Source organism: Nemorincola caseinilytica, assembly GCF_039540515.1.
In the GTDB taxonomy this organism is placed as follows: Bacteria; Bacteroidota; Bacteroidia; order Chitinophagales; family Chitinophagaceae; genus Nemorincola; species Nemorincola caseinilytica.
Genome location: NZ_BAABFA010000014.1, coordinates 115,097 through 141,266, shown reverse-complemented (window position 1 = coordinate 141,266; position 26,170 = coordinate 115,097). Strand labels below are relative to the sequence as shown.

Sequence of the window (26,170 nt, the reverse complement as noted above, 5' to 3'; positions counted from 1 at the left end):
GACGGGGTATAAGATCACCAAACTAAAATTCGCTCTAGACCTCGAAGAGGAATTAATAAAAGAAATAGTACTCCTGTGTGGAGGGGATCCAACAAAGATGAATAAATCACCATAACGACTTTCGAACACTTATGGTCTGCGACCGGCCGAAATACATTATCGCATTACCTCATTATCGTATTATCGCATTACCCTATTCCCCCATTACCGCATTTTCGAATTGTCACATTACCTTTACTTTATGAAAGATGCATTCATAGTAGATGGGGTGCGTACCCCTATAGGCAGCATAAAAGGCGCACTGTCCGGCATCCGTGCCGATGACATGGCCGCATTGGTGATAAAAGAGCTTGCGGCCCGCAACCCGCACATACCCGCCGATGCTATAGACGATGTGATACTGGGCTGTCACAACCAGGCCGGCGAAGACAATCGCAATGTGGCGCGTATGGCCCTGCTGCTGGCAGGCATACCGTGGAGCGTACCCGGCGAGACCGTCAACAGGCTGTGCGCATCCGGCATGTCGGCTGTTATCAATGCCGCACGCGCCATCAAGGCCGGCGATGGCGATGTGTTCATAGCCGGTGGCATGGAGCATATGACCCGCAGCCCATGGGTCATATCCAAGACCTCGCAGCCCTTCGGCGGCGATGCCCAGATGTTCGATAGCAGCTTTGGCTGGCGCTTCGTGAACCCCAAGATGCACGAGCTCTACGGCACCGACCCCATGGGCATCACTGCCGAGAACCTTGTAGATATGTACAACATCAGCCGCGAAGACCAGGACCTCTTTGCCTACCGCTCGCAAATGAAGGCCGCTGCCGCGCAAGAGGCCGGCCGCCTGGCCGAAGAGATAGTGGCCGTGCCCATACCACAGAAAAAGGGCGAGCCCACCATGGTCTCAAAGGACGAGTTCATGAAACCCACCACCACCGTTGATAAGCTGGCACAGCTAAAGCCTTCCTTCCGCAAGAATGGTACCGTTACCGCGGGCAATGCCGCCGGCCTCAATGATGGCGCCGCTGCGCTCTATGTACTTTCAGGCGATGCTGTAAGCAAATATGGCGCTACCCCCAAAGCAAGGATAGTAAGCTCTGCCATAGTAGGTGTAGAGCCCCGCATCATGGGTATAGGCCCTGTGGGCGCTACGCAAAAGGCACTGGCAAAAGCAGGCCTCACTCTTGCCGATATCGACATCATAGAGATAAACGAGGCCTTCGCCGCGCAAAGCCTTGCCTGCACCCGCCAGCTGGGCCTCGATGATAACGACCCCCGTGTCAATCCCAATGGCGGCGCCATAGCTCTGGGTCATCCGCTGGGTATGACGGGCGCACGCATCACTTACTCTGCCGCGCTGCAATTGCAAAAGACCGGCGCACGCTACGCGCTGGCCACCATGTGTATAGGTCTGGGTCAGGGCTATGCTGTAGTGCTGGAGCGTGTATAGTTTCACTTTTTATACAGGTACAGCACCACGGGGAAATGGTCGCTGTACCCATTCACCCATCTGTGCGATATGAAGGAACGCTTTGGTGTTCCTTCATATCCTTTTAACCTGCTCTGCAGGAAGGGCGGCCTGTATATCCCGGCCCCTGCATACCGCATACCGCCCGATACCATTACCTGGTCGAAAAGGTTCCATTGCCCCATATAGGCCTCTGTCCCCTCACCCCTGGCATACATTGCCGCAAAGGGATTATACAACGTCTCGTTCCTAATACCCGACAGCGAGGCGGCCACACCCAGCACTTTGCTTATACTGCTGTCGGCGGGGTTATCGTTCAGGTCGCCCATCACTATTATATGCGCACCCGGCCTTTCCTGCCATATAGTGGTCATAGCATCTCTGCACACCTTAGCTGCTGCGGCACGCCTCCCGGCGCTCTGTCCATCCGCTCCCCTGCGCGATGGCCAATGGTTCACCAGCACATGCACCGTATCGCCCGCCAGCACACCCTGCACATATAGTATATCGCGCGTTCTGCCACTATCCAGCGGTACATGCAGCGGCTCGCTCTCTATCACCACAAAGCGTATCGGGTCATACAGCAAGGCCACATCCACACCACGCGCATCGGGTCCGTCATACCATTGATAGCTGTAACCCTTTCCTGCTATCTCCGGCTGCTGCACCAGGTCGTTCAGCACAGTGTTGTTCTCTATCTCGGCCAGCCCTATCAGCACAGGCCCTTCTTCTCCGCCCATGCTTTGCAGCACTATGGCCATGTTATGCAGTTTTTGCAGGTACATCCGCCGGGTATACTGGTATTTACCCCATGGGGTGAACTCATCATCATCGCGCAGTGGGTCATCAACAGTGTCGAAGAAATTCTCGCAATTGTAGAACACGATGGCCATCTTTTCCTGCGATGGCCCACCTGCACAGCCACACATCAGGCAACTGACATATAATAAGATGATCAAAATATTAAGCCGGAACATGTCTTTTGTTTTCCTTCGGCAAAAATGCTTACTTTCACAAAAATAATATCTATTACAAATGTCTGTTAACGAACAACTCGTAGCCGAATTAAGGCAGGAAGCCGCGAACACGCGCAAACTGCTGGAACGCGTACCCCTTGATGATGCCGACTGGAGGCCACATCCCAGGTCTATGCCCATAGGCAGGCTGGCCACCCATGTAGCCGAGATACCCGGCTGGACAGCAATGACCCTCCTCACCGATGAACTGGACCTTTCCAAATTCAACGAACGCAGAAAAGTGAACACCACCGAAGACCTGCTGGCCATACACGATGAGCATGTGGCACAGGCCATATCTGTACTGGAGAATTTCGATGAGAGCCGGTATAAAGATATGTGGTCGCTGCGCACAGGTGGCCATGTACATCTTACCCTGCCCAAACATACCGTATTACGCACGTTCGCCTTCAGCCATCTATACCATCACCGCGCACAGTTGGGCGTATACCTGCGCCTGCTGGATATAGCCATACCCGGCATGTATGGCCCCACTGCCGATGAGATAGCAGAGCGCATGGCAAAAGCGACGGCCTGACATCTCCGCATAGACACCACCATATAACGAGAGAGCCGACCCCGAAGGGCCGGCTCTTATTGTATCCACAAAATACTCTTTCGTTATTCTTTTCTGAACCTCACTACCTGCTCATACCCCTCCGGCGACCGCAACCGCAGGAAATATATACCGGGTGCAATGTCGTTCAGCATCACCTGCTCATGCACATTGCCCGCATGTACCGCTGTCTTATCGCTCAGCAGTACCCTGCCGGCAATGTCTGTCACAGTATAGGCAGCTATACCGGTCCTGTTGCCCAATGAGCCCTGCAGGGTAAAGCTGCCGTTATTGGGGTTGGGGAACAGACCTATTTGCATCTTACCCGCATTGTTATTGGTATGGTTCACAAGAGTAGGTACGGTAGTAGTATCTTCAGGTATGGATGATGTATCAGGGTCGGAGAACTTCTCCAGGAAGCCCTGGTAATCGAAGGCGCCACCACCACCGGTAGGCTGCAGTGCGCCGGGTGTAGCTATGCTATCGTGGCTGGATGTTCGTCCGCAAACGAACACGGCATCGCCAAGGCAGGAAAGCCCCCTGGGTTCATCGGCCTGGTCGCCGCCCAGGTAACTGCACCACTTACGCTCGCCTATATGGTTGAATTTGGCCAGGAAACCATCGCCATCACCACCGCCATAAACGGTCTGCCACGCAGTATCCGATGCTATGTTGCTGGTACTGAAGGTCACACCTGTCACATATATATTGGCAGAATCGTCTGTGGTTATCCTGCTTTTCTCGGCTTTCTCGTCCTGTGCGCCACCTATGTAGGTGCCCCACATACGGAAACCTATCTCGGGGTGGAACTTCACCAGGAAGGCATCCATCATACCGCCTCTCGTGGGCTGGAAGGCCGAAGGCGTACTGATATTGTCATTACTGTTGGTATGACCAAAGAGATATATATTCTTGAAGATATCGCAGGTAACACTACCTACGGTCTCAGAACCCGCACCGCCATAATAGGTCACCCACGAGCGGGCACCATTAGCAAAGAACTTGGCCAGTACCGCATCGCTGCCGCCACCGCCATATGCCGTTTGGTGGGCAAATGCAGTAGAATGGCCCGATGTGCTACTGGTCCAGCCGGTAAGGTATATCACATACCCATCGTTGCAGGAAGCTCCGTTCCACTCAGGGCCACCGGTACCATAGTAGGTGCCCCACTGCTTCACACCCATAGTATCGAACTGCACTATATACCAGTCGAAACCACCGGCCAGGTTGGGCTGGTGGCCGGCAGGTGTACCGATGTTGGTAGGCTCGTTAGAGTCGCCCGATACATATACAAATCCGCCCAGGTCGCATGATACCGACCAGGGAAAGTTAGAACCCGGACCACCTATGTATGTACCCCATACGCGTGTACCATCGGGCAGGAACTTCACCAGGAAACCATCAGAGGGCCCGCCGCCATATACAGGCTGTGCGCTGCCGGGTGTAGATATGCCGGCTGCACTGGGTGCCAGGCCGCACATGTATACCATACCGTTCACATCGCATGCTACACCTGTGCCATAGTCTCCATCATTACCGCCATAGTAGGTGGCCCATTGCCTTATGCCGCTGCTATCGAACTTCACAAGGTATGCATCGGTGAACCCGGCGAATGAGTACATGAACGAACCCACGGTAGCTATACTGCCCACAGCATCGGAATAGGTAAGGCCGCATGCATACAGGCTGGCAGAATCGAAAGCCTCTATATCGTAGAACTGGGTGTTAGTGGCAGTGCTGGGCCCGTAATAGGTGCCCCATATCAGCTCGGGGTCTATCAGCACGGCCTCTTTCATACCATGCAGGTCATAAGTAAGCACATCGCCGTTCAGCTTGTAGGCAGAGCGTACGGTCTTCCCATCTGCTGCATAGCATACGGGCGCCTTCTCGGTGATGGTGCCCATAGGCGTAGTGGCCACAAGGTTACCCTCTTCGGTCATACGCAAGCTTGTATGGCCTTTGTAGCGCAGCTTTATCTGCGAGGCATCACCCATGCTGCCTACCACGAATTCGTGCTCCAGTTTGTTGCCATTCACATATATCACCCAGTCTATATCGGGGTATACGTTCTTATACGTCACTTTGTCGTAGGAATAGGCCCTTATACCTTCCGCAGGGCAGCCTGCTGTATAGTAGTTCTCATAATAGGCCTGTTTCTTGCCCGCTACCGGTGCCGATATACGCGCGCCCACCAGCTCTACATCCATCCTGTAGGTATGTATCTGTGCCTTGAAGGACTCTGTATAGCGGTCATCGTTGGGGTCTTTGCTTTGCCCTTCCGGTTTGGGAGTACCCGGCCTGTTGCCATTTATCACCTCCGTTCTTGAGAACTGGTAATGCAACTGCCCATCGCCCACGAACACATTCATATCGCCGGCCGGCAGCACGAACTGTATATCTTTCCGGGGATGACCTTCCTGGTCTTTTATCTGCCCCTTGTTCTCTATGAAGGACAGCGAATGGTGGGTACGTACAGGTTCTACCCTGGCGTTAACGGTCAACCCGACCGATAAGAGCAGCGCAGCTAAGGTAAATGCTTGTTTCATGGACTACAATGAACTATTTGCTTGTGGGGTCAAAAAAAACATGTTGCCATTACCGGTAAAGCATGGCTACATCGGGTCAAATTAACTGATCGTAGCCTATTTTCCAAAAAAAAGAGGCGCCATAGGCGCCCTCTTTATGTATCATTCTATCATTACCTGTGCCATTTTCGTTGCTCGTTATTTGTAATGATATACTTATCAATTGCTTGCATTACTGTGTCGCCCGGTCTTCATCTACGTTCGCCGGAAAAGAAAAATGTTATTCCATATCCGCTCCGCTACACCTGCCATACACACATGTGCAACTTACAGTTAAAGAACATTCCGCATATCTTACTTCCCTACGCTTATCATGTTCATCAGCAGCTTTGTGGCGCCCTTCTTACCTGCAGGCAACTGCCGCGAGAACGAAAGCGATGTATACACATAATGCCCCTTACCTGTCTTTGCGTACAATGTACTACCCGCAAGTGGTTGTTCGCCCTGGTCGTTCATAGAGAAGATGGTGGTGTACCTGCCATCCCATTCTGCTGGGAAGTACAAGCCGCGCTCCTGCACCCAGCCATTCATGTCCTCGGTGGTTATCTTGTTGGGGTAGGTGAGTAACCTGTGGTCGGCAGCGGTAAAGGTCACTGCAGCATCTTCTTCCGTCACCCTTTTCGAAGACAGGGAGAACGGATAGGGGCCCAGCTTGCTTGTGGCCAGGTCTTGCAGGGTATTGTACTGCATCACCAGCGTACCACCGTTCTCGGCATATTGCAGCAGCATGGGTTGCCATTGTGCCATTCGTTTCTCGGCATTGGCAGCGCGTATGCCTGTTATTATGGCGTCGTACTTCATAAGCCCCTGTACCGATGCAAAGTCGCTCTCCTTCAGTATCTCCACTTCCAGTCCTGCCTGGCGCAGTATGGTTGGTATATTATCGCCTGCGCCCTCTACATAGCCTATTTTCTTAGCGGTACACTTCCAACTGGGCTGCAGCACTGTGGCCACAGGGTTAGAGAAATATTGCAATGCCGGCAGGTGATCGTACTGTACCAGGTGCAGCGTGGCAGAGTTAGGCGTGGCCAGCATAGGCACCAGGTGGTGATCCTTGCCTGCCAGTTCCTTGCGTGCGGCTATCCTTACGGGTATCAGCGTATCCGCTCCCTTGCGCAGCGAAAACCCCTGCAGTTCCATCAGTGCTCCCGGTACGGCATCCGATACCACGCTCAGGTAGGCGCTCTTTATATCGTTGTATGCATGTACGCGTATAGCGCCGGTAGCGCTGCCATCGGGCGCTGCTATCAGCAGCTCATTACTGAAGGCCACAGTACCATCGGGCACTATGCGCAGTTGCTCCACCACATCGCCCTTCACTGGATCCAGCTTCTTGTACGATAGTGGCACCTGTATACTGAACTCCTCTCCCGACACCTGCAGTTTTACTGTAGCATACAGCCGGTTCGGTGTTTCGGGCAGGCCGGCCACAGTATCGGCAGGCATGTAGTAGTGTGCATCATCGGTACCGGCGCGCTCCATCCAGTAGGGCTGTGTCACAGGGGCATTGGCCGGGATAGTGATACTATGATCGAAGGTATAGAGCGTATCTCCCGCCAGGCGCAGGCTCATGGTACTATCGCTGCCGCCCCATTGTATACCGGTCACTACTATGTTCGATGCGGCTGTACGCGCTATCATACGCATGGCAAAGGGCACTGTCTCGCCCCTTACTGCCTGTGGCTGCCTGGTGGTCAGTTCTGCCATCACGCCTGCGCAGTGCAGTATGGCCTTGTCTATTTCCTGCAGTTTCTGCCCACGCCAGTATTCGTCCTTTACCTGTGTTATCTTCTTGCGCACGGCCAGCAGTGCGGGTATACTGGCCTCGGGCCGCTGAAAGCTGAACTGCTGTTCTATCCTGGCCAGGTCATCGCCTATATCGGCACGGCCCACACGTCCCCAGGTGATGTCTATACCATCGAAAAGAGAAGTAGTACACGCATCACCCGCTACCAGTTTGAAGTATTCTGTCTGCACACCCGGCACCGATGGTGTGCCTGCGCCCTGGCTCTTGTGTATGCTGCGGCTCTGCCCTGCCAGCTCGCCCACGCCCATACCCAGCGCAGGTACATACTGCCCTACCTGCAGCTTGAACTGGTCTTCCGATATAGTGCTCCTGGTACCGAACTTGAACGAATTGAACAACAATCGCTTTGGCTGCCATGCGCCATAATATCTCAGTTGCTCGGGATACTTGCTCTTATCGCCTGCGGCCTTGTATGCCAGCTCGGCTATTATGGCCGATGCTGCATGCTGCCCATGGCCTGCCATAGTATCGGGCGGGAAACGGCATATCACCACATCGGGGCGAAAACGGCGTATCACCTGCACAGCATCGCCGGTCAGCACATCCTGCCTCCAGTGCCGAAAGGTCTCCTCATGTGTCTTGGAGAACCCGAAATCCACGGCACGGGTAAAGAACTGCTCTGCACCATCCAGCTTGCGCGCCTCTATCAGCTCGTGCGTGCGTATGAGGCCTAGTGCCGCGCCCTGCTCGCTGCCCAGCAGGTTCTGCCCGCCATCACCGCGCGTCAGCGACAGGTAGGCGGTGCGCATATGCCTGTCGTTCACCAGGTATGCCAGCAGGCGTGTGTTCTCATCATCGGGGTGCGCTGCCACATACAGCACATTGGTAAGGTTGCGCAGTTGCGCTATCTCGTGGTATATAGTGGCCGATGATGCGGGTCGCAGTTGCTGCGCATTGGCGGCGGCAGAAAATAAAAATAATGTAACAAAAGATCGGAACCTGTTCATATCGTATACTTGGTTTGGTCTCACGGCACGGGCCGGTGCCAAAAGTACATAGGATCGGGCTAATAAGTTTGGCCGTTAGCCCGCAAACGACTACTTTCGGCCACCAAGACGAAAGTTAGAAATAGTTATGTGTGGTATAGCCGGGTATATAGGAAACAGCAGGGAAGAAGGACTGGCATTCGCCAATAGGGCAGACCGCCTGATGATACACAGGGGGCCCGATGACAGCGGTGTATTTAGTGACGAGCATGTGGCGCTCATACACCGCAGGCTGTCCATCATAGAGCTGTCGCCGCTGGGGCACCAGCCCATGACCTCCTCCTGCGGACGCTACACCATAGTTTTCAACGGAGAGATATACAACCACCGCGAGCTGCGCACACGCTTTCTGCCGCAGCATCCCTTCCGTGGCCATTCCGATACTGAGACCATCATAGAGCTCTTCCGCATCATGCAGCACAAGATGCTGGATGAGATGGTAGGTATGTGGGCCATCATTATTTGGGATAAGCAACAGCAACAGGCATTCGTGAGCCGCGATCGCTACGGGCAGAAACCCGTATATGTACGGCACATAAAGGACGCATGGTTCATCAGCAGCGAAATGAAGCCGCTGCTCAACGATGGCGAACGCACCCCTGGCGATGCCACCGCCGTGGTAGAATACCTGGCCATGGGCAATTACGGCCACCTCGGCGCACATACTTTCTTCCGCGACATACGCCACTTTCCCCAAGGCAGCTATGCATGGGTAAAGCCCGGCCAGCCCGAACTGAACGCACAAACATACTGGCGCCTGCCCGATATACCGGCTAAGGACAAACGCCCCTTCGACGATATAGCTAAAAAAGAACTGCACGACCGCATAGTAGAGGGCGTGCTGTCGCAAACACTGGCCGATGTACCCATTGGCATCACACTCTCGGGTGGCATAGATTCTTCTATCATAGCGGGTGTGCTGGCCAAACATTCCGACAAGGACATACATGTCTTCACTGCGCAGGCTGAGGGTAGTAAATACGACGAGTCGCGGTATGTGAATGCGGTGATAGATATGAACAAGAAGGGCAACTTCATTGTTCATCGCCGCAACCTGGGCCAGCTGGTAGTAAAGGACGATCTTACCCGCTTCCTGCGTATACAGGAAGAACCCTTTGGCGACCCCTCCATCATGGCGCATGGCTTTCTAATGGGTATGGCCGCCGATGCCGGCATAAAGGTGATACTGAACGGCCAGGGCGCCGATGAGCTTTTCTTCGGCTACAACAACATGGCACAGGCCATACTGCTGCAGCAACTGCGTGCGCTAAGGCTGGGCAAGTTCCGCGAGAACCTGGACAAGATGAAGCTGGGACGCACCTATATGCTGCGTACTATACTGAAGGCATTCGCACCCGGGCTGGAGGCCGACCTCCGCAACCGTTCGCGCATCAAACGCAGAGCGGTGGTACGGCCAGAGCTGGTGACCAGAGCCGATGACAGCCTTATAGCACATTACGACTACAGCAATCCCTACGATGTATGGTGCGAAAGCCTGTACGGTGTAGCCTTGCCCCACCTTGTTCATTACGACGACCGCAATGGCATGTCGCGAAGCATAGAGGGCCGTATGCCCTTCCTCGACCACCGCATAGCCGAATACCTGGCTACCATACACCCCGATGACTTCCTGAAACATGGTATGCGCAAGTACCTGCTGCGCGTGGCATGCAGAGAATACCTGCCCGATGAGGTGTACCATCGCACCGACAAGATAGGGTTTTATACACCGCTGGTAGATGCCCTCTATCGCGATGAAGTATGGGTAAAGGAACAAATGGCCGCCAATACATTGCTCACACCGGCATTGAATACAGAACTCGTACAGCGGCTCACTGCCCGCACGCTCGATGTGCCTTCTGCACTATACATATGGCGCAGCATATCGGTGCTGCTATGGGCACAGCAGTTCCATGTACAGTTGTAAGGTCTACCATTTATCGGCAGCGCCCTTCTTGAATTCCTTAGGTCTCACCACCGTGAACACCCTGGAGATATTGAACCCGAAGTGCAGGTGTCCCTTCGTCCAGGTATCTGTGGTCTGGTTTATGAACACACGCTCCGTCATACCGTTAGAGTTGGTAAAGAACAGTTGGAACACATGCCCACCCGTCTCTATATCGGCCCCTACCGATAAGCTATTGTATGTTGTGGCGCCTGCTGCCAGCATATCGGCATTGTTGATGCGGTAATAGTATTCGGCGGTTATGGCCACTCGCCTGCTTACCTTGTAACGACCGCCCACACCTACAGAGAACATGGTATTATCGTCTTTAGAGCTGTCCACAAGGTTCATATGCACCACGCCGGGCATTAGCTGCAGCGACAACTTGCTGTTGAACTTGCGCGCTATCAGCACCTGGTGTACAAAACCCATACGGTTAGTGAACAGGAAATCCATTCCGGGCGGCAGTGCAGGCGCCTTATCGCCACGCAGCCCCATACCGGCCATATAAGAAAGCGATATGGGCATACCTTCCGCTTTCTGCGACAGCAGTTTTACTTTCAGAAAACCGTCATTCGTTTTGCCCAGCGTATTGTGGCCTATACCCACCATCAGCCAGCGGGTCACACCATAGTCCAGCCCTATGCGGGTGGTGGCGTTGTCTATCCCAAAGAAGTTCTCCATGCCATCGCTTACCCGCCCGAAGCGGTGCAGTATCCTGAAGTCCAGCACACCATGTGCCAGGTTCTCTACCGTACTGCTGTTTATGATGCGTGTGGCCTTGAAGGTGGCTGTTACAGGTTCTTTCTTCTTCGTTGCGGCACTGTCGTTCATGTCGTCCATAAAACCGCCCTGGCCGAACGATGTAACATAGGTACACAGCAGTGCAACAGAAAGTATAGATGCTTTACGCATAATGTGTTTTGAGTGTAGTTATTATTTTGCCGGATGGCTGCCGGCCGGTCTCATACATGCTTGTATCTCCTGGTCACTTACGCACCACGTTCAGGGCGCTCTCTATCGTCACTACGGCTTCCTTGGCTACCTTGTCGGCCACTACCGAGGGTACGTTTATCTTATGGTCTGCCAGTCTTACATTGAATTTCGCGCTCATTACCAGCTGCCCTCTCTTTACGGTCACTGTGCCGGGCACACTCACCTCCTTCGTCACACCGTGTATGGTCAGTTTCCCGCTTACCTTCACATTGTATGTACCATCATTGTTGGTGTTCACATCTGCTATATTGCTCACCATACCGTCGAACTCCGCCCTCGGGTATTTGTCGCTCTCCATGTAGTTCTCATTGAAGTGCTCCTGCATCAGCGCACGCTCGAATTTGAAGCTCTTCACCGGCACCTGGAAACCCAGCCTGCCTGTAGCCTTATCCAGCTTGCTGGCTACCTCATTGTTCACTGCCTCTATCTTCTCCGGCGATCCTGCAGCCGTAGCGTTGAACGATACATGGGCTGTACGGGCCATATACACCTGTGCCCTGGTAGCTGTGCCGACGCCTGCCAGCAGGCATGCTATTAGCATTATTCTTTTCATGGTCTTGCTGTTTATGTCCATTGATGGGTATCAGTTATTAAGTGCGCCCTGGTTCATCCAGCGGGTCATTTTATCTATCTCGCATTGCGATAATTTGGGCAGGTCCTTTGGCATGGCCGAAAAGCCCGACATCCACTTCACGCTGCCCAGTATACGACCGTTCAGCATTGCCGGCTGCACGCCCGCATGTGTGGTGAAGTTATATCCACCCGATGCGGTCGCCGCATCATGGCAACCCGAGGTATTACATTTGCTATCGAGTATCGGCTTTATATCCCCGGCAAAGGCAACAGTGGTCGTATCGCATACCACCGTACCCTTCGGGTATAGTTCTTCATACTTGTCGTTATAGCAGCCTGTTGCTATCATAGCTATTGCCGCTACTGCCAGTATCTTCCTCATCTATCGAAGTGTTTTTTAGATACGCTCTTCTATTCTTTTATGATGCAATCGGTCAGCGACACGCCCAGCATACCATTGCCCGAGCAGAACCCCTTTATCGTCAGCGTCTGGCCCTTGCTTGTCTGTATACCCTTTTCGCGCAGGGCACATTGTACGTCATTGTCCAGTATCACCATCAGGCCGCCATCCTGGTTCTGCTCTGTTTCCGTTACACTGCCGGTCACTTCTATTACTTTGTTCAGGTACAGTGTGTTGGCCTGTGCTTCATTGTTCGTATATGCCTGCGCCAGTGCCTGTGCCGTCACTTCTATACCCTTTTTATTATCTACGGTAGCATGTGGTTTGTACCACAAATATATACCTGTACCTACACCGATCAGTACCAGCGCCAAAACAGCCAATATTATCTTCCTTGCCATCTCCTTACCTGATGCTTATGATTTTTTTATACTCTGCCTCATTATGTGGCCGGGCTATCATCACATACCATTTTCCCGGTGCGGTAGGCCGTGCCTTTGAACAGTGCCACTACTTCTTGCCGCTCATTTACAACAGTGATGTCATAGAAGCCTGTTCTGTTGCCATTGTGTATCTCTCTGGCCTCTACCGTCATCACCTCGTCCGCCGTGGCGGTACGCACAAAACTGATGCTCACATCCAGCGCCACACTGAGTCTGCCATGCGAGTTGCATGCAAAGGCAAAGGCGCTGTCGGCAGCCGAGAACAGGATACCGCCATGCGCTATACCAAAACCGTTCAGCATCTCCTGCCGTATCACAAAGTGCAGGCGGCAATACCCTTCTTTATACTCATCAACAATGATGCCAAGCCATTCGCTGAACCGATCTTTATCAAGCATTGTGTTCAGCACCTGCTGAGGCGTGTTATCCATACATCAAATGTAAGCCCGAAATGTATACATAAAAAGAGTGGCCCATACCACAGCGCCTTGCACATCACTGGTCACAAAGGCTACCTGCATACGTCCACAACTTACTGTGTATCAATTGTACGCAGCACAGTATTCAAAATAAAAAGAGCGTGTTTTACCACGCTCTTTTTTTCATTTCGGCCCTTGATTTGAAAAAAAAGAACCTTACCCCTTGTTGAAACGAAACTCTTAAAAATGAGTTTGAATATCTTATCTCTTCATGTAGATACTATCTGCCAAATAGAGAACGTCACAAATTTAATTAACTTTTTTGATTTAACCAACAATTAACAGGTCATTTACATTTTTCCCTACATCTAAAGAACAGGCCCTGTATAGTACAGGGCCTGTCACTTCAAGTATATCGGTACACTATCTTATTAGTGTCACTTCTCCTTTTATTACCTGGTTATGATCGTGACCGGGACGGGCTACTATTATCGAGTAGTGATAAGTGCCTATGTCACATGGCTTGCCTTCGAAAGTACCATCCCAAGACAGTTCTTTGTTGTTGGTGTAGAACACCTGTTGTCCCCAGCGGTTGTACACCCTCATCTCTACCATTGTATGATATATGGAACCTACAGGACGGAACACATCGTTCAGGCCATCGCCGTTCGGCGTAAAGCCGCTTGGTATGAATTCTGTCTGCGAGCTATCTACTATTACCGTTACATATGCTGTATCGCGGCAGCCGTAGAAGTCCATACCATATACCGTGTATGTGGTAGTAACGGTAGGCGTAGCTACAGGGTTGTTGATGTTCGGGTTGGTGAGGCTGCCATCGTTAGGCGCCCACTGGTAGAACAGTGTATTCTCTGCATTCAGCTGTACGCTCTGGCCGTAGTAGATCTTCGTGTCATCTGTCACGTTCAGTATCTGCTTGGGCAGTGTAGAGTTCAGGGTCATCACATGTGTAGCCACGCAACCCTCATGCTGCATAGTAGCCGTGATGGTATAGGTGAAGCTACCTACAGCATCGAACACAGGTTCTTTTATTGTCGATGAGCTCAGGCCTATAGCCGGTGTCCATACATAGTCATAGTCATACCCGGGATCTACTGTCTCACTGCGTATATCAAGCCACAGTGGCATTGGCATAGACAGGCAGAACGAGCTATCCTTTATAGAGTGTATGTACGGCTGCAGCACATAGGCAGTTTTGGTAACCGATGCGGGACAACCTATAAGGTCCACAACATCCAGTGTCACATCATATACACCCTCGCTGGCAAAGGTATAGGTAGCAGGGCTGCCGTTCGTATTATCTGTATGTCCGCCTTCATATGTCCACATATGGCTAGACAGACCGGCAGGAGCACTGCTATTGGTAGACGATGACAGGTCTGTTATAGCCAGGGGCGTACCGTTACATATCGTATCATCCACAAAGTCGAAGTCGGCAGTTACAGTATGGGTCATGTCCACTACCTCGGTATGAGTGCTCTTACAGCCGTTAGAGCTGGTAGCCGTAAGCGTTACTGTATGCACCCCATTGTTCGGGTTGTAGACATGCATGCCGGGCTCTTTGTCGAAACTCTTGCTGCCATCACCGAACGACCATTCGAATGTAGCGCCATGTACCGATGTATTGTCAACGAATACCGTGTCATTCGGACAGCCGGGATGCCTTACGAAGTCGAAGTCGGCAACAGGGCCGGGTTTTACAAGCACCGAGTCAGAGCTCTTACAACCATGGGTAGTGGTCACAGTTACAGCATAGTATCCCTGCAGCGACGAGTCGAACGGACTGACAGCCGGATTTGGTAACGTTGAGGTGAATCCTCCCGGGCCCGACCAAGACCATGCGTTCACCACAGAGTCTGTCGATACCGATAGTGTCAGCGGGTCTACTATAGGTGCGCAATCCGGTTGGTTGCTTGCTACAGTTGGGTCTGCGGGCAGGTATACCTGCACTGTAGTGGTAGATGTATCGGGTACGCCTCCCACCGTCTTTATCACAGTGTACACGCCAGAGTGTGCCGGAGTAGCACCTAGTATAGTGTGCGACTGCGTAGTAGCGAATACGGTAGTGAACGGTGCAGGGCCATACCACTGGTATGTAGCGCCCAGCGAATCGCCCGGTGCGTTCAGGAATATGGTATCACCAAGGCAGGGGTTATTGCTGGTAGCAGAATTACAGGTGAGTATGGTAAGGTAGAACACCTTGTTATGACATGAATACATACCCGTAGCGCTATCCGTACCTGTGATGGTGTAGGTGATCATAGGAGGCAGACCACCGGCCGATATGGTAACATGCGTACCTGTAGTAGCCGAAAGACCTGTGCCGGGAGACCATGTCCACTTGCTCCAGCTCCAGCTCCTTGTATCCGCATTCAGCAGGTCTACGTTGATGGAAGTGAGGCCGGGAAACTGGCAGAAGTCGAAAGTATCATAGTTGGGAGTAGGAGGAGCCCATGATATTTTGGGAACGCCGTTCACCACTATCTGCGGATCGGGGAATGCGCTGTCTATACCCAGATTGCCATTGAATATGTAGGCGTAAGAAAGCACTGTGCTGTCACCTGCAGGTATAGAGCCCAGGTTGTAGGTCAGTTCTATCGCTATGTCACCATCCGATGTAGCACCTACAGGGCCGTAAGTACCACCGCCATAGGTGCCTGCCCATACACTGGCCAGGTCTGCACCTGATGGCATAGGCCAGCCGCCATATATACCGCACCTTGCACGGCAGTCTTTGGTACCCAGAGACATGTAAGAAGCTGTACCTGTAGCACCGCGCGATGATACCAGCACCCTGTGACGGGCATCTTCGTTCTGGTGTACTATCTGGTTGGTGGTCCAGAAGCCGCCGCCGGGCCATGTCTGGTCGTTATCGGGGTCGCAGGAACGCATATAATATACAGGGCCTGTAGCTGCTGCGCCGGTATTGCGCAGTACAGTGGTCACTATCACAGCAGAGCCGCCCAGGTCCACGCTGGTGGTCTGGCGTATGGCCAGGTTGCCGCCACCGCTGGTAAAGGTACCGTCCCATACACCCAGGGCCACACCACCTGCACTTGAATATGCGGTATGGTTACCGGTCATAGTTGCACCGCCTACGTTGGTAAAAGTACCACCGCAGTTCTGGAACGCCTGTGAGCGGGCAGTACCTATCTGTATCTCCCAACCCTCGAACGGAGAACCGGGATAAGTATAATCACCCATGAACACAGGTGCACCTGTAGCCCAGCCGTCATGACCATAATCGTATGTCTCGGCCAGGTTGGTACCCGTTGGTGGAGCGCCTGCAGTACTGTGCCTATGGTAAGAGCCCGGGATAGCGCCATTGCCATTACATGCACCAAAAGAAGCGTTCCTGTTCATCCCAATATCCAGGAATGTACCCTGTACAAAGCAGTTGGTACCCACTATCTGTGCGTAAGCCGAATTTGTAAGAGCCAGTACGAAACCTATGGTCAAGATGCGTAGCAAATGTTTTTTCATATGCATTTAACGATTTACTGATCTAAAAATAATGTTTATCACTATCAAATCATAATATTCTCGTAAAAAACAGAGAACATGGTGGGCATATCCGGTAACATAGACAGCATACTTTTCATTCTGGGTTGGCTATGGAATAAATATATTATTTCTTCATTTAAAAAGAAGAACGGCCGGCGTTCTTCGTAAGACCACCGGCCGTTCATATATTACCTTTATAGCGGCGGTAACTATTACCACACCATAGCACGCTCGTTCTCAGCACGGTACATTTTGTCGCCCGGCTTTACATTGAACGCCTTGTACCAAGCCTCCATATTGCTTACAGGCACATTGCACCTGAACTCGTTGGGCGAGTGAGGGTCTGTTTTCAGCCTCTGGGCCATTTCTTCGGGCCTTGTATTGGCACGCCATACCTGTGCCCAGCTCAGGAAGAAGCGCTGGTCGGGGGTAAGGCCGTCTATTTTCTCATTGCCCTGGCCCTGTTTGGTCTTCTTGAAGGCCTCATAAGCTATACTGATGCCACCCAGGTCGGCAAGGTTCTCGCCCTCTGTCAGCTGCCCGTTTATGTGGGTGCTGTCCAGCGCGGCTATATTGCCATACATGGTCACTACCACATTGGCCTTGGTAGTAAAGTTGGTCGAGTCTTCCGATGTCCACCAGTTGCTCAGGTTGCCATCGGCATTGTAAAGACGGCCCTGGTCGTCAAAGCCATGGGTCATTTCATGGCCTATCACGCCACCTATACCACCATAGTTCACTGCATCATCGGCATTCTCGTCAAAGAAAGGATACTGCAGTATGCCCGCAGGGAACACTATCTCGTTGAAGGCAGGGTTGTAGTATGCGTTCACTGTAGGAGGGGTCATCTGCCATTCGGTCCTGTCCACTGGTTTGCCCAGCCGCGATATATTATAGTTATATCCCCACTGAGACGATGCGATGATATTTGCCACATAGTCATTACCATTTATGGATAATGCGCTATAATCCTTCCACTTATCAGGATATCCTATCTTCTTCATAAAGCCGTTCAGCTTCACCATGGCCTTCTGCTTGGTCTCGTTGCTCATCCAGTCCAGGCGCTGTATGCGCTCTGCATAGGTCTGCTGCAGGTTACCCACCAGCTCCAGCATGCGCTTCTTGGCCTCTGGTTTGAAGGTGCGGTCCACATACATCTGGCCCAGCAGTTCGCCTATGCTGCCATCTACCAGTTGCAGTACACGCTTCCAGCGTACTTCCTGTGCCTTCTGGCCACGCATGCTGCGGCCGTAGAACGCAAAACGGGTAGTATCGAACTGGGCGCTCAGGAAAGAGGCCATATCGTTCACCGTATGGTACTTCAGGTATACTTTCCATGTTTCCAGCGCGGTAGCCTTCAGTTGCTTCGACAGTTGTACGAAGAATGCAGGCATACCTACTATTATAGAGTCCTGTCCGGTCACCTTCAGGTTCTGCAGCAGGCCCTTCCACTCTATACCGGGGGTCAGCTTGTTGATGCCGTCTATGCTGAACTTGTTGTACAGCTTATATGGGTCGCGCATATCCACACGCGTCATAGATGCACCTGCCAGTGCCAGCTCCAGCTTGTATATATCGGCGCCGTTCTTTTTGGCCGTGGTAGCATCCTGCCCCATCAGCGTCAGCATTTTCACTATATACTCCTGGTAGGCGTTGCGTATGGCGGTAGTGCGCTCGTCCTTGTCAAAGTAGTACTCCTTGCCGGGCATACCCAGGCCACCCTGGCCGAACTGGCATATCTGGCTCGTAACGTTCTTATCATCGGGCGATACCCCGAAGCCGAACACCTGGCCTATGCCCTGTGTATGCATCAGGGCTACCTCTGCCAGCAGCGCATTCGGGTCGCTTATAGCGTCTATGCGCCTCATTATACCGTTCAGCGGGGTAAGGCCTGCCTCTTCTATGGCCATGCTATCCATACCCGTACGGTAGAAGTCGCCCACCATCTGCGCTGCACTACCCTTTGCAGCGCCTTTTACGCCGGCAGCAGAGTCCAGCAGCTTGTGCAGTACCTCGTTATTGTTCTCGTCCAGCTCGTTAAAGCTGCCCCAGCGCGTTTTCGACTCGGGTATAGGGTTGTTCTTCAGCCATGCGCCATTGGCATACATAAAGAAGTTCTCTCCCGGTGCCACAGTGGTATCCATATTGGCCGGATCCAGCAGTTTGCGAGATGGAGCGGCGGCGGTACCTGCCTCCTCACCTTTTTGTCCGCAGGATGCCATCGCCAGAACGGCGATACCTGCGATCAACTTGCTTTTCAGTTGCATATAATTTATCATTTATTTTTACAAGGCGGTAAAAGTACAACGATATTACATATCGAACACCATATATGTCTTCGAAAATAGTGTGATATACCGGGGGAATTCTATATGCTCCCTGCAGCGCATTTTATCATTCTGCTGGCATTTTACTTTTTAATTTTGAGGCAGGGTATGGATTCGCTTACGCACATAGTACTGGGGGCCTGCGCCGGCGAGTTGCTGGCAGGTAAACGATTAGGCAAAAAAGCGCTCGTGATAGGCGCCATAGCCAACAGCCTGCCCGATATAGATTTCGTCACCTCCTTCTTCATGCCCCTCACCTCCGACCTCCTCGCTCACAGGGGGTTCACCCATTCTCTATTGTTCACGGCCATTGTAGCGCCATTGCTGTCGCTTGCCAGTATGCGGCTGTTCAAGACCGCGGGCATGACCTTCGGCCGATGGCTGCTGCTATGGGGCTCGCAAATGCTCACGCACATCTTTCTCGATGCCTTCAATGCATATGGTACCGGCTGGTTCGAGCCCTTCAGCCACTACAGGGTATCGTTCAATACCATGTTCGTGGCCGATCCCCTCTTTACCCTCTGGCCCGCCATAGCCATGATACTGCTGACCATCAGGAAGAATACCCATACCCGCCGCCGGGCATGGGCAGGCACAGCGCTCACCCTTAGCAGCATATACCTGCTGTGGGGCGTGGCCGCAAAGCAAATAGTAGATAGCCACTGCAAAAAAGAACTGGTGCGCAATGGCATCACACCCGAAGGCTACTTCAGCACGCCTACCCCGCTCAATAACCTGCTGTGGTATGTAGTGGCCAAGGCCGATTCGGGTTTCTACATCGGGTACCGCTCCATCCTTGATAGCAGGGGAGACATGCGGTTCCGCTATTCATGCGCCAATGCATCCCTGCTGAACGCCGCCACCGCCACTGATGACATAGAACGCCTGAAACGGTTCTCACAGGGCTTCTATACTGCACAACTGGTACACGACACCCTCATCTTCAACGACCTTCGTTTTGGCGAGGTGATAGGCTGGGCCGATAGTACGCCCAGTTGTGTTTTCTACTACTACCCTCAACTACCACATGCCAATGAGCTGGTGGTGCAGCGTGGCCGCTTCGCAAAATGGGATGCCAATGCACTGCGTACTTTCGTCAGAAGGATACGCGGCATATGACCTTATCTCGCAGCCTTATTGAACAAAAAGTATGATCTTCACGCCACATGAGGTCGTCTGCCACACATCCGGGTAACGGGAAAGGTATCACCATAGCATCCGGCCGGGTGCTTACAAGTTGTGCCTATGTTGTGGCCATTCTGCTACTCCTATCCGCTACCGGGTTCTGCCTATTCTACCTGCTTTCCGGGTACGAGGAATTGGCCCGCTGGTATCTCGCCCTTGGTAATTGCTTCTACAATAGCGCCAGTTGGACAAGCCGCTTCTTCACACCTGCGGTAAAAGCCACAGGCAATGCTTTGGCTATAGCAGGCACTATCCTATCTATCCTTGGTATAGTATACACAGTAGTACGCTGGAGGCGCACCCGTTCTATGCCGACACAGCAGATACGCATAGACCTCTCCGGCTGGGGTTGGTATTGTGGCATTACCGCCATAGCGCTGGCAGCAGGCCTGTGGCAGTGGCAAATGATGCCTCCCGCCTATGACGAGATATTCTCGGCCGTGAATGCGTCAGCTATGCACCCTTTCCGCACCCTATCCTACTATATGCTGCCCAACAACCATATCCTGTTCAATGTACTGAACGGCCTGCTCTTTGGCTGGCATCAACACCTGGTAGGCACAGGGCGCGTGCTGTCGCTACTGGCATATGTGGGTATATCGCTCACCTGCTTCCGCTGGCTATACGGACTTATGAACAGCCGTCCATTTGCATTCATAGCCACTCTTTGCATCATGTTCCAGTTCGCCACATGGGGCATGAGCGCGCAGGCCCGCGGCTACGAATGCCAGTTGCTGTGTGGCTGGCTGGCATTCGCTTCGCTGTATGCCTTCGTACAGCGCCAGCGCGGCACCTATATGCGCATCAATGCACTTGCAAACCTTGCCGGTTATGCCCTTATACCGTCATGGTCCTATTGCTACATGGCGCAGTTACTTTTCGTAGCGCCCTACCTGCTATGGAACAGGCACATGGCCCTGCGCTACATGCGGTACCAGGCGGCCACACTGGCTTGTGTCTTCCTGTTCTACCTGCCTGCGCTCTGCTTCTCGGGCAAGGCCGCCCTTACCGGAAACAAGTATGTGCGCCCTGCACACATGTCTGCCTTCCTGCCCCAATTCGCAGGGCTGGGCAAAAATTTCATCAGCCACTGCTTCTCCGGCCTGGCAGCAGAGGGTAGCATACTTAGCTATATACTATTTGCCATGCCATTATTGCTGCTGTTCACAGGCAGAAAGATGGACCGCCTGGTCACCGGCTTTTATGTGGCCATATGGGCAGGCTACCTGGTAGTGAGCCTGCTGGTGAGGCATACTCCCTTCCACCGCACACTGATAGTGCAGTTCAGTATCAGCATGGGTATCGTGGCATATACATGCTTCGTAATGGCAGGTATCATCAGTACCTATGCGCGGCGTATACGAATGACGGTGATGATATTGCTCTTTGCGATCCCCATGCTATCCTTTAGCATATACGAACTTCGCTACGACCGCAACAATGTCAACTTCGGCCTGTATGGAAATGATGTGAACGGCATACACAACGGCATCACCCGCGATCTGGGCATCATACCCGCAGGCAGCACCATAGCTTTCTCCGAAGAAAGTTTCTATTGCTACTACCATTGCCATCGGCTGGGGTATAAGGCCAGCCGGTGCGCCACCGGTACCGAAGAGTACTACATAAAACGTACCGACGAGCCATTGCCTCCATCTATGGCGGCCTACTCATTGCTGCAGAACATCTACGACGACCACCAGGTATATAAAAGAAACTGACCGGCCTACCTTATGTCACCTCCCCTTGGGGGAGGCCGGGAGGGGCTTCTCCCACTGGAACAACCACTGCGGCAGGTATTCTCCTATTACCGATGTAGTGAAGATATCTTCATGCCCCGCCTTGTCGAACTCCCACATGGTGGTAAGGCTCTTATCTCCCATCTCTTTATAGAACTGCCTGTCGCTGGCTATATTGTTCACATCATCGGCATTGCCGTGTATCAGCCATATGGGTATATGCCGCAGCGTCTCCATATTATCGAACTGGGGAATACACGATATAGGTACTGCCGCCGCAAAAAGCTCCGGCCACTGCGACAGGATATTCATAGTAGTAGAGCCACCCATAGAATAACCTACCAGGTATATACGCCTGTCATCTATCCCCGGCAGGCGCTTTAAAGAATCAAGTAAATTCAGCAATGGCTGCATGCATGCTTGCCCGGCCGAAGCAAGTACACCACGTTGCTTATTCATCGCGTAATTCGATGACCGTGAGAGGAACTGGGGTGCCAACACATAGGCAGGGTATTTCTGCCGCACTTCGGGAGTTGCCCACATATTGGCCATAACTCCCATGTGCTTCCTGTTGTCATTGCCCACTGCGCCCGACCCATGCAGCACAACTACCAGCGGGTATTTCTTACTCTTATCGCCCTGCGGCCGCAACAGGCGATACTGTATCACATGTCCGTTCTTCCCCTTATAGGCTCCCGCTTCGAACAGGTCGGTATTCACCGCCTTTATGCTACGCGCCAGCCGCAGCAGGCCTGTGGTATCGGTACCCTGCCTCACCATCTTGTGCTCATGGTGCTGTGCCTTGGTATATACCGGCGATACTACAGCAAATAACATCGCCAGCATTGTGGACCGAAGGGCCGACGGCCTTTTCACACATCTCATATGGGTGGTATCAGGGGGTCAAAATATTGTTCCTATCAATGGTGTCTGAACGAAGGTACCTATCATCATTGCGCCTCCTCGTTCAGTATCTTTTTTATCAGCGTTATCTGGCCCAGGTGGTAGTGCGTATGCTCTACCAGCCCCAGCAGGTTGCGCAGGTAAATTCCGTACTTCTCCTGCACGAATATCTCTTCCAGCCTGCTATCGGGCAATTGCTCTATCATGGCGGCCAGCGTCTCGGCCTCATTCCATGTCTTGTCCAGCATTTTTTGCCAGTCCGCTGCCGATGCTATGGGCGGGTGCGCAAAGCTGTATTCATCCTTGGCCTCCAGCATCCGTCCATGCAGTACACCCAGTATGGCCTCTACATAGTAGTTAATATGGAACACCAGCGTGGCTATGGTATTGAATGAATGCACCTTCGTGGTGGCCTGCTGCCAGGTCACACCGTCCAGCACGGCCTTCAGGTTCACACAGGTCCAGTTGCCACCAAAGTGTACATCCCTCAGGTGCTTCGCTATTTGCTTCGTGTATTCCATAGGTACAGTGTTCGGTCAAATATAAGTAAGATAGCAGTACATCTGTTTCATTCGCACTACTCCCGCTTACCCACTATACCGTCAAACTACCCCTGAACCCACGCGCAGCATAGTAAGACTCTGCGCCATTGTGGTAGAGAAAAACAGTATCGTACCTGCGGTCGCAGAAGAGCGCTCCGCCCAGCTCCCTTATGGCATCGGGCGTCACCACCCAGCTCGATGTCTTCATATCGAACTCGCCCAATTCCTGCAGCTTCCTGTATTCTTCCTCTGTCAGCATTTCTATACCCATATCATATGCCATGTCCATAGCGCTGTCCTTCGGCTTGTGTTCTTTGCGTGCATTCAGGGCATCGCGGTCATAGCATAGGCTTCTGCGGCCCTTTGGGCTCTCAGCTGCGCAGTCATAAAATACATACTCGCCCGTCTTCTTGTCATACCCTACCACATCGGGTTCACCACCTGTCTCTTCCATCTCGCTCAGCGCCCACATTTTTCTTTCATTCGCCTCCAGTCGTTCCTGCACCTTGGCCCATGCAATGCCTTTATGGCGGCCCACGTTCTTCTCAAAACGTGCTTTTAATGTTCGCAGCAGTTGTTCTTTCTGCTCCTGTGTTAGCTTTTTCATCTTGTTCTATTTTAACTGAGTGTATCCTGTCACTCATCACCAATTCATAATTCATAATTCATAATTCATCATTCATTCATCATCCATCCCCTTCCCATCCAGTATGTGCGGTATGTACTTCTGCACCCTGGCCTCCCGTGTCTTTACCTGCTTGCCCGATGAGATGTGGAGCATATATGCCCGCTGCCGTCCCGGGGTCAATGCATGGAAGGCAGCTTTAAGATCCGCATCCTTATCCAGCTCGCGCTGCAGTTCCTCCGGCATATCGAATTCCGCTGTCTTCTTCAGTGCTACCTTCAGGCCTGCCTGCTCCACTTTTATGGCCTCGCGTATATATTCCTTTATCGCGGGCGCCAGCTTCTTTATCTCTTTTACATTGGTAAAACGCATCTGCCGCGCGGCCTGTACATTCTTTGTCTGTTGTATCAGTATGCCATCAGGATCGGGCATAAGGGCACCTTTGAAGAACAGCAGCGCACAATACTCTTTGAAAGCGTGTATCAGCACTACATTGCCCTTCTGCCGGGTGTAGCAGGGGCAGCCCCATTTCAGTTCTTCCTCCAGCCCGCTATCCAGCGCTATCTTTCTCAGCGCTCTTAGTTCTTCCTGCCATTGCGTGGCCTTGTCGAAGAAGAAATTCACCTTGGCATTCATATCAACTCGTTCAGTTTCCTATAAAGTTATGGATACACTACCGTGCGGCCTGCACCATTTTTTTGTCTGCCGGCCTAAAGTACCACGATGTAGCTATAAGTGCCATCAGTAGTACCGAGGGAAATATCTCGCTTGCCGGACCACCCACTATCAGGTGCGAAAAGAATGCGCCAGACATGGTGAAGAAAAAACCCGCATAGGCCCATTCTTTCAGCAGTGGCAGCCTGGGCATCAGCACTACTATCACTCCCAGCATCTTCCATACGCCTATTATGGTCATCAGGTACAGGGGGTACCCAAGGTGGGTAAAAAGCTGTACCTCTTCCTTCACACCCAGTAGCTGCACTATACCGCTCGATACCATACCCAGCGACATCCACACGGTGGCTATCCAATAAATGATCTTGTTTCTTTTTGTCATAGTGTATCATTTTTTAGTTTGGTCAAAATATCCTGTATCCTGTTATGCGCCATGTTTATACCCTGGGCAAAGGGTAGCTGCAATATCTGGTCGCGCTCTGCTACCGACCGGTATACCACATGCATCCTCAGCCTGCTGCTATCTTCCGTCACCGGCTCGAACGCGTAGAACTCCAACTGCACCCCAAATGGCGTACCCTCCATTTCAAATGTCCTTACTATACGCTCATTGGGTACGAACTCATGTATCACCCCGCTGAAATTGTGCTTGTTGCCCCGTGGGTCGGTGGTCTCGTATTGATAGCTGCCGTGCCGCCTGCTTTCCAGCTTCAGCACTTTGGTACCCATCCACTGTTCCACTATATCGGCCTCGGCATACGCCCTGAAGAGCAGCGCCACCGGCAGCTCAAAGTCCCGGGTCATGGTCAGGTCCTGTTTGCCGTCCTCGGCATGTATCCTGGTCTTGCGTTCCATGCTCTATTTGTTTTTATATCGCTTCATTATCGCTTCCAGTTTGTCAAAGCGTTCCTCCCACATCTGGCGGAAGGGTTCTATGAAATCGGCTACTTCTTTCATTTTCTTAGCATTAAAGTGATAATAGATCTCCCTTCCCTGCTGCTCCTGTTCCAGCAGCTCGCATTCGGTAAGTATCTGCAAATGTTTTGATACCGTAGGCCGTGCCGTATCGAAGTTGGCAGCTATGGCCCCCGCCGTCATAGACTGCGAGGCCACCAGCAGTAGTATGGCCCGCCGTGTAGGGTCTGCTATGGCCTGGAAAACATCCCGTCTCAGGTTCATTAATGTAGCTATTTGACTACAAATATAAATGTAGTTATTTGACTACGCAAAAAAATAGTGAAGACCTTGCAGGGAAGATAAGGGATCCGAACTCGATAAGTGGCAGTTTAGCCTCTCTCACTGGTCCAAGGGTCTCCCTTGGACCCAACAAAAAACGCAAGCGTCTCGCTTGCGTTAGTAGAGTGGACAGGGGAACTGTCGAACCAAATCTTTGAAGATTTAGTAAAAATATACAATATTTCAGTGAGGCTTAGGATTTAACGAGCCAGTGCATTTACTCAT

At 52.2% G+C, this 26,170-nt stretch carries 22 protein-coding genes; 5 read left to right on the top strand and 17 right to left on the bottom strand.

The window, feature by feature from the left end; all coding sequences use genetic code 11:
• Positions 1-241 precede the first annotated feature (241 nt).
• Positions 242-1,447, top strand: a complete 1,206-nt coding sequence (pcaF, locus tag ABD843_RS11195; RefSeq protein ID WP_345083078.1) for a 3-oxoadipyl-CoA thiolase — start codon at positions 242-244, stop codon at positions 1,445-1,447.
• A 2-nt stretch (positions 1,448-1,449) separates the two neighbouring features.
• Here pcaF and ABD843_RS11190 read toward each other — a convergent pair whose 3' ends face one another.
• Positions 1,450-2,424: an endonuclease/exonuclease/phosphatase family protein gene (locus ABD843_RS11190; protein ID WP_345083075.1), complete on the bottom strand. Its 975-nt coding sequence runs from the start codon at positions 2,422-2,424 to the stop codon at positions 1,450-1,452.
• 76 nt (positions 2,425-2,500) lie between these two features.
• On the opposite strand from ABD843_RS11190, the gene ABD843_RS11185 reads away from it, so the two are divergent.
• Positions 2,501-3,019 carry a DinB family protein gene (locus ABD843_RS11185; RefSeq protein WP_345083072.1) on the top strand — a complete coding sequence of 173 codons (519 nt, stop codon included), beginning with the start codon at positions 2,501-2,503 and terminating at the stop codon, positions 3,017-3,019.
• Positions 3,020-3,102: 83 nt separating this feature from the next.
• Here ABD843_RS11185 and ABD843_RS16450 read toward each other — a convergent pair whose 3' ends face one another.
• Positions 3,103-5,583: a DUF7948 domain-containing protein gene (locus ABD843_RS16450; protein ID WP_345083069.1), complete on the bottom strand. Its 2,481-nt coding sequence runs from the start codon at positions 5,581-5,583 to the stop codon at positions 3,103-3,105.
• 333 nt (positions 5,584-5,916) lie between these two features.
• Positions 5,917-8,376 (bottom strand): PIG-L family deacetylase, encoded by a 2,460-nt coding sequence (locus tag ABD843_RS11175; RefSeq protein ID WP_345083066.1) that lies wholly within the window; start codon positions 8,374-8,376, stop codon positions 5,917-5,919.
• A gap of 127 nt (positions 8,377-8,503) precedes the next feature.
• Here ABD843_RS11175 and asnB point away from each other — a divergent pair, with 127 nt between their 5' ends.
• Positions 8,504-10,342, top strand: coding sequence for an asparagine synthase (glutamine-hydrolyzing) (asnB, locus tag ABD843_RS11170; protein ID WP_345083063.1), 1,839 nt, complete (start codon positions 8,504-8,506; stop codon positions 10,340-10,342).
• A 3-nt stretch (positions 10,343-10,345) separates the two neighbouring features.
• Here the strand turns inward: asnB and ABD843_RS11165 are convergent, their stop codons facing one another.
• From ABD843_RS11165 to ABD843_RS11135, 7 genes are all read right to left on the bottom strand, one after another.
• Positions 10,346-11,275 carry a DUF5777 family beta-barrel protein gene (locus tag ABD843_RS11165; protein ID WP_345083060.1) on the bottom strand — a complete coding sequence of 310 codons (930 nt, stop codon included), beginning with the start codon at positions 11,273-11,275 and terminating at the stop codon, positions 10,346-10,348.
• Between the two features lie 73 nt (positions 11,276-11,348).
• Positions 11,349-11,909, bottom strand: a complete 561-nt coding sequence (locus ABD843_RS11160) for a YceI family protein (protein WP_345083057.1) — start codon at positions 11,907-11,909, stop codon at positions 11,349-11,351.
• Between the two features lie 30 nt (positions 11,910-11,939).
• Positions 11,940-12,311, bottom strand: a complete 372-nt coding sequence (locus ABD843_RS11155) for a hypothetical protein (protein ID WP_345083054.1) — start codon at positions 12,309-12,311, stop codon at positions 11,940-11,942.
• 29 nt (positions 12,312-12,340) lie between these two features.
• Positions 12,341-12,730 (bottom strand): OB-fold protein, encoded by a 390-nt coding sequence (locus tag ABD843_RS11150; protein ID WP_345083051.1) that lies wholly within the window; start codon positions 12,728-12,730, stop codon positions 12,341-12,343.
• 41 nt (positions 12,731-12,771) lie between these two features.
• The gene (gene paaI, locus ABD843_RS11145) at positions 12,772-13,203 is read right to left on the bottom strand and encodes a hydroxyphenylacetyl-CoA thioesterase PaaI (RefSeq protein ID WP_345083048.1); all 432 of its coding nucleotides are present in this window, start codon (positions 13,201-13,203) and stop codon (positions 12,772-12,774) included.
• A 411-nt stretch (positions 13,204-13,614) separates the two neighbouring features.
• Positions 13,615-16,680, bottom strand: coding sequence for a T9SS type B sorting domain-containing protein (locus ABD843_RS11140; RefSeq protein ID WP_345083045.1), 3,066 nt, complete (start codon positions 16,678-16,680; stop codon positions 13,615-13,617).
• A gap of 245 nt (positions 16,681-16,925) precedes the next feature.
• Complete coding sequence (locus tag ABD843_RS11135; protein WP_345083042.1) at positions 16,926-18,980, bottom strand: M13 family metallopeptidase; 2,055 nt, start codon at positions 18,978-18,980, stop codon at positions 16,926-16,928.
• Between the two features lie 168 nt (positions 18,981-19,148).
• On the opposite strand from ABD843_RS11135, the gene ABD843_RS11130 reads away from it, so the two are divergent.
• Positions 19,149-20,159 (top strand): metal-dependent hydrolase, encoded by a 1,011-nt coding sequence (locus ABD843_RS11130; RefSeq protein WP_345083039.1) that lies wholly within the window; start codon positions 19,149-19,151, stop codon positions 20,157-20,159.
• A 47-nt stretch (positions 20,160-20,206) separates the two neighbouring features.
• Complete coding sequence (locus tag ABD843_RS11125) at positions 20,207-21,946, top strand: hypothetical protein (RefSeq protein WP_345083036.1); 1,740 nt, start codon at positions 20,207-20,209, stop codon at positions 21,944-21,946.
• 15 nt (positions 21,947-21,961) lie between these two features.
• Here ABD843_RS11125 and ABD843_RS11120 read toward each other — a convergent pair whose 3' ends face one another.
• The 7 genes from ABD843_RS11120 to ABD843_RS11090 all read right to left on the bottom strand — a co-directional run bounded on the left by ABD843_RS11120 (position 21,962) and on the right by ABD843_RS11090 (position 25,888).
• Complete coding sequence (locus ABD843_RS11120; protein WP_345083033.1) at positions 21,962-22,801, bottom strand: carboxylesterase family protein; 840 nt, start codon at positions 22,799-22,801, stop codon at positions 21,962-21,964.
• A gap of 113 nt (positions 22,802-22,914) precedes the next feature.
• Complete coding sequence (locus ABD843_RS11115) at positions 22,915-23,388, bottom strand: DinB family protein (protein WP_345083030.1); 474 nt, start codon at positions 23,386-23,388, stop codon at positions 22,915-22,917.
• A 73-nt stretch (positions 23,389-23,461) separates the two neighbouring features.
• Entirely contained in the window at positions 23,462-24,016 is a 555-nt protein-coding gene (locus ABD843_RS11110; RefSeq protein ID WP_345083027.1) for a DUF4256 domain-containing protein, read from the bottom strand.
• Between the two features lie 72 nt (positions 24,017-24,088).
• Entirely contained in the window at positions 24,089-24,670 is a 582-nt protein-coding gene (locus ABD843_RS11105; RefSeq protein WP_345083024.1) for a YdeI/OmpD-associated family protein, read from the bottom strand.
• A gap of 37 nt (positions 24,671-24,707) precedes the next feature.
• Positions 24,708-25,091: a DoxX family protein gene (locus tag ABD843_RS11100; protein WP_345083021.1), complete on the bottom strand. Its 384-nt coding sequence runs from the start codon at positions 25,089-25,091 to the stop codon at positions 24,708-24,710.
• The gene (locus ABD843_RS11095) at positions 25,088-25,564 is read right to left on the bottom strand and encodes an SRPBCC family protein (RefSeq protein ID WP_345083018.1); all 477 of its coding nucleotides are present in this window, start codon (positions 25,562-25,564) and stop codon (positions 25,088-25,090) included. The genes ABD843_RS11100 and ABD843_RS11095 overlap by 4 nt, the downstream gene beginning before the upstream one ends.
• A 3-nt stretch (positions 25,565-25,567) precedes the next feature.
• Entirely contained in the window at positions 25,568-25,888 is a 321-nt protein-coding gene (locus tag ABD843_RS11090; RefSeq protein ID WP_345083015.1) for an ArsR/SmtB family transcription factor, read from the bottom strand.
• Between the last annotated feature and the right edge of the window lie 282 nt (positions 25,889-26,170).

Coding starts and splice junctions, on each gene's coding strand:
- ABD843_RS11185 (WP_345083072.1), top strand. CDS start 2,501: ATGTCTGTTAACGAACAACTCGTAGCCGAATTAAGGCAGGAAGCCGCG.
- ABD843_RS11160 (WP_345083057.1), bottom strand. CDS start 11,909: ATGAAAAGAATAATGCTAATAGCATGCCTGCTGGCAGGCGTCGGCACA.
- ABD843_RS11155 (WP_345083054.1), bottom strand. CDS start 12,311: ATGAGGAAGATACTGGCAGTAGCGGCAATAGCTATGATAGCAACAGGC.
- ABD843_RS11130 (WP_345083039.1), top strand. CDS start 19,149: ATGGATTCGCTTACGCACATAGTACTGGGGGCCTGCGCCGGCGAGTTG.
- ABD843_RS11115 (WP_345083030.1), bottom strand. CDS start 23,388: ATGGAATACACGAAGCAAATAGCGAAGCACCTGAGGGATGTACACTTT.
- ABD843_RS11090 (WP_345083015.1), bottom strand. CDS start 25,888: ATGAACCTGAGACGGGATGTTTTCCAGGCCATAGCAGACCCTACACGG.
- ABD843_RS11120 (WP_345083033.1), bottom strand. CDS start 22,801: ATGTTATTTGCTGTAGTATCGCCGGTATATACCAAGGCACAGCACCAT.
- ABD843_RS16450 (WP_345083069.1), bottom strand. CDS start 5,583: ATGAAACAAGCATTTACCTTAGCTGCGCTGCTCTTATCGGTCGGGTTG.
- ABD843_RS11135 (WP_345083042.1), bottom strand. CDS start 18,980: ATGCAACTGAAAAGCAAGTTGATCGCAGGTATCGCCGTTCTGGCGATG.
- ABD843_RS11110 (WP_345083027.1), bottom strand. CDS start 24,016: ATGAAAAAGCTAACACAGGAGCAGAAAGAACAACTGCTGCGAACATTA.
- ABD843_RS11105 (WP_345083024.1), bottom strand. CDS start 24,670: ATGAATGCCAAGGTGAATTTCTTCTTCGACAAGGCCACGCAATGGCAG.
- ABD843_RS11150 (WP_345083051.1), bottom strand. CDS start 12,730: ATGGCAAGGAAGATAATATTGGCTGTTTTGGCGCTGGTACTGATCGGT.
- paaI (WP_345083048.1), bottom strand. CDS start 13,203: ATGGATAACACGCCTCAGCAGGTGCTGAACACAATGCTTGATAAAGAT.
- asnB (WP_345083063.1), top strand. CDS start 8,504: ATGTGTGGTATAGCCGGGTATATAGGAAACAGCAGGGAAGAAGGACTG.
- ABD843_RS11100 (WP_345083021.1), bottom strand. CDS start 25,091: ATGACAAAAAGAAACAAGATCATTTATTGGATAGCCACCGTGTGGATG.
- ABD843_RS11095 (WP_345083018.1), bottom strand. CDS start 25,564: ATGGAACGCAAGACCAGGATACATGCCGAGGACGGCAAACAGGACCTG.
- ABD843_RS11125 (WP_345083036.1), top strand. CDS start 20,207: ATGAGGTCGTCTGCCACACATCCGGGTAACGGGAAAGGTATCACCATA.
- ABD843_RS11175 (WP_345083066.1), bottom strand. CDS start 8,376: ATGAACAGGTTCCGATCTTTTGTTACATTATTTTTATTTTCTGCCGCC.
- ABD843_RS11165 (WP_345083060.1), bottom strand. CDS start 11,275: ATGCGTAAAGCATCTATACTTTCTGTTGCACTGCTGTGTACCTATGTT.
- pcaF (WP_345083078.1), top strand. CDS start 242: ATGAAAGATGCATTCATAGTAGATGGGGTGCGTACCCCTATAGGCAGC.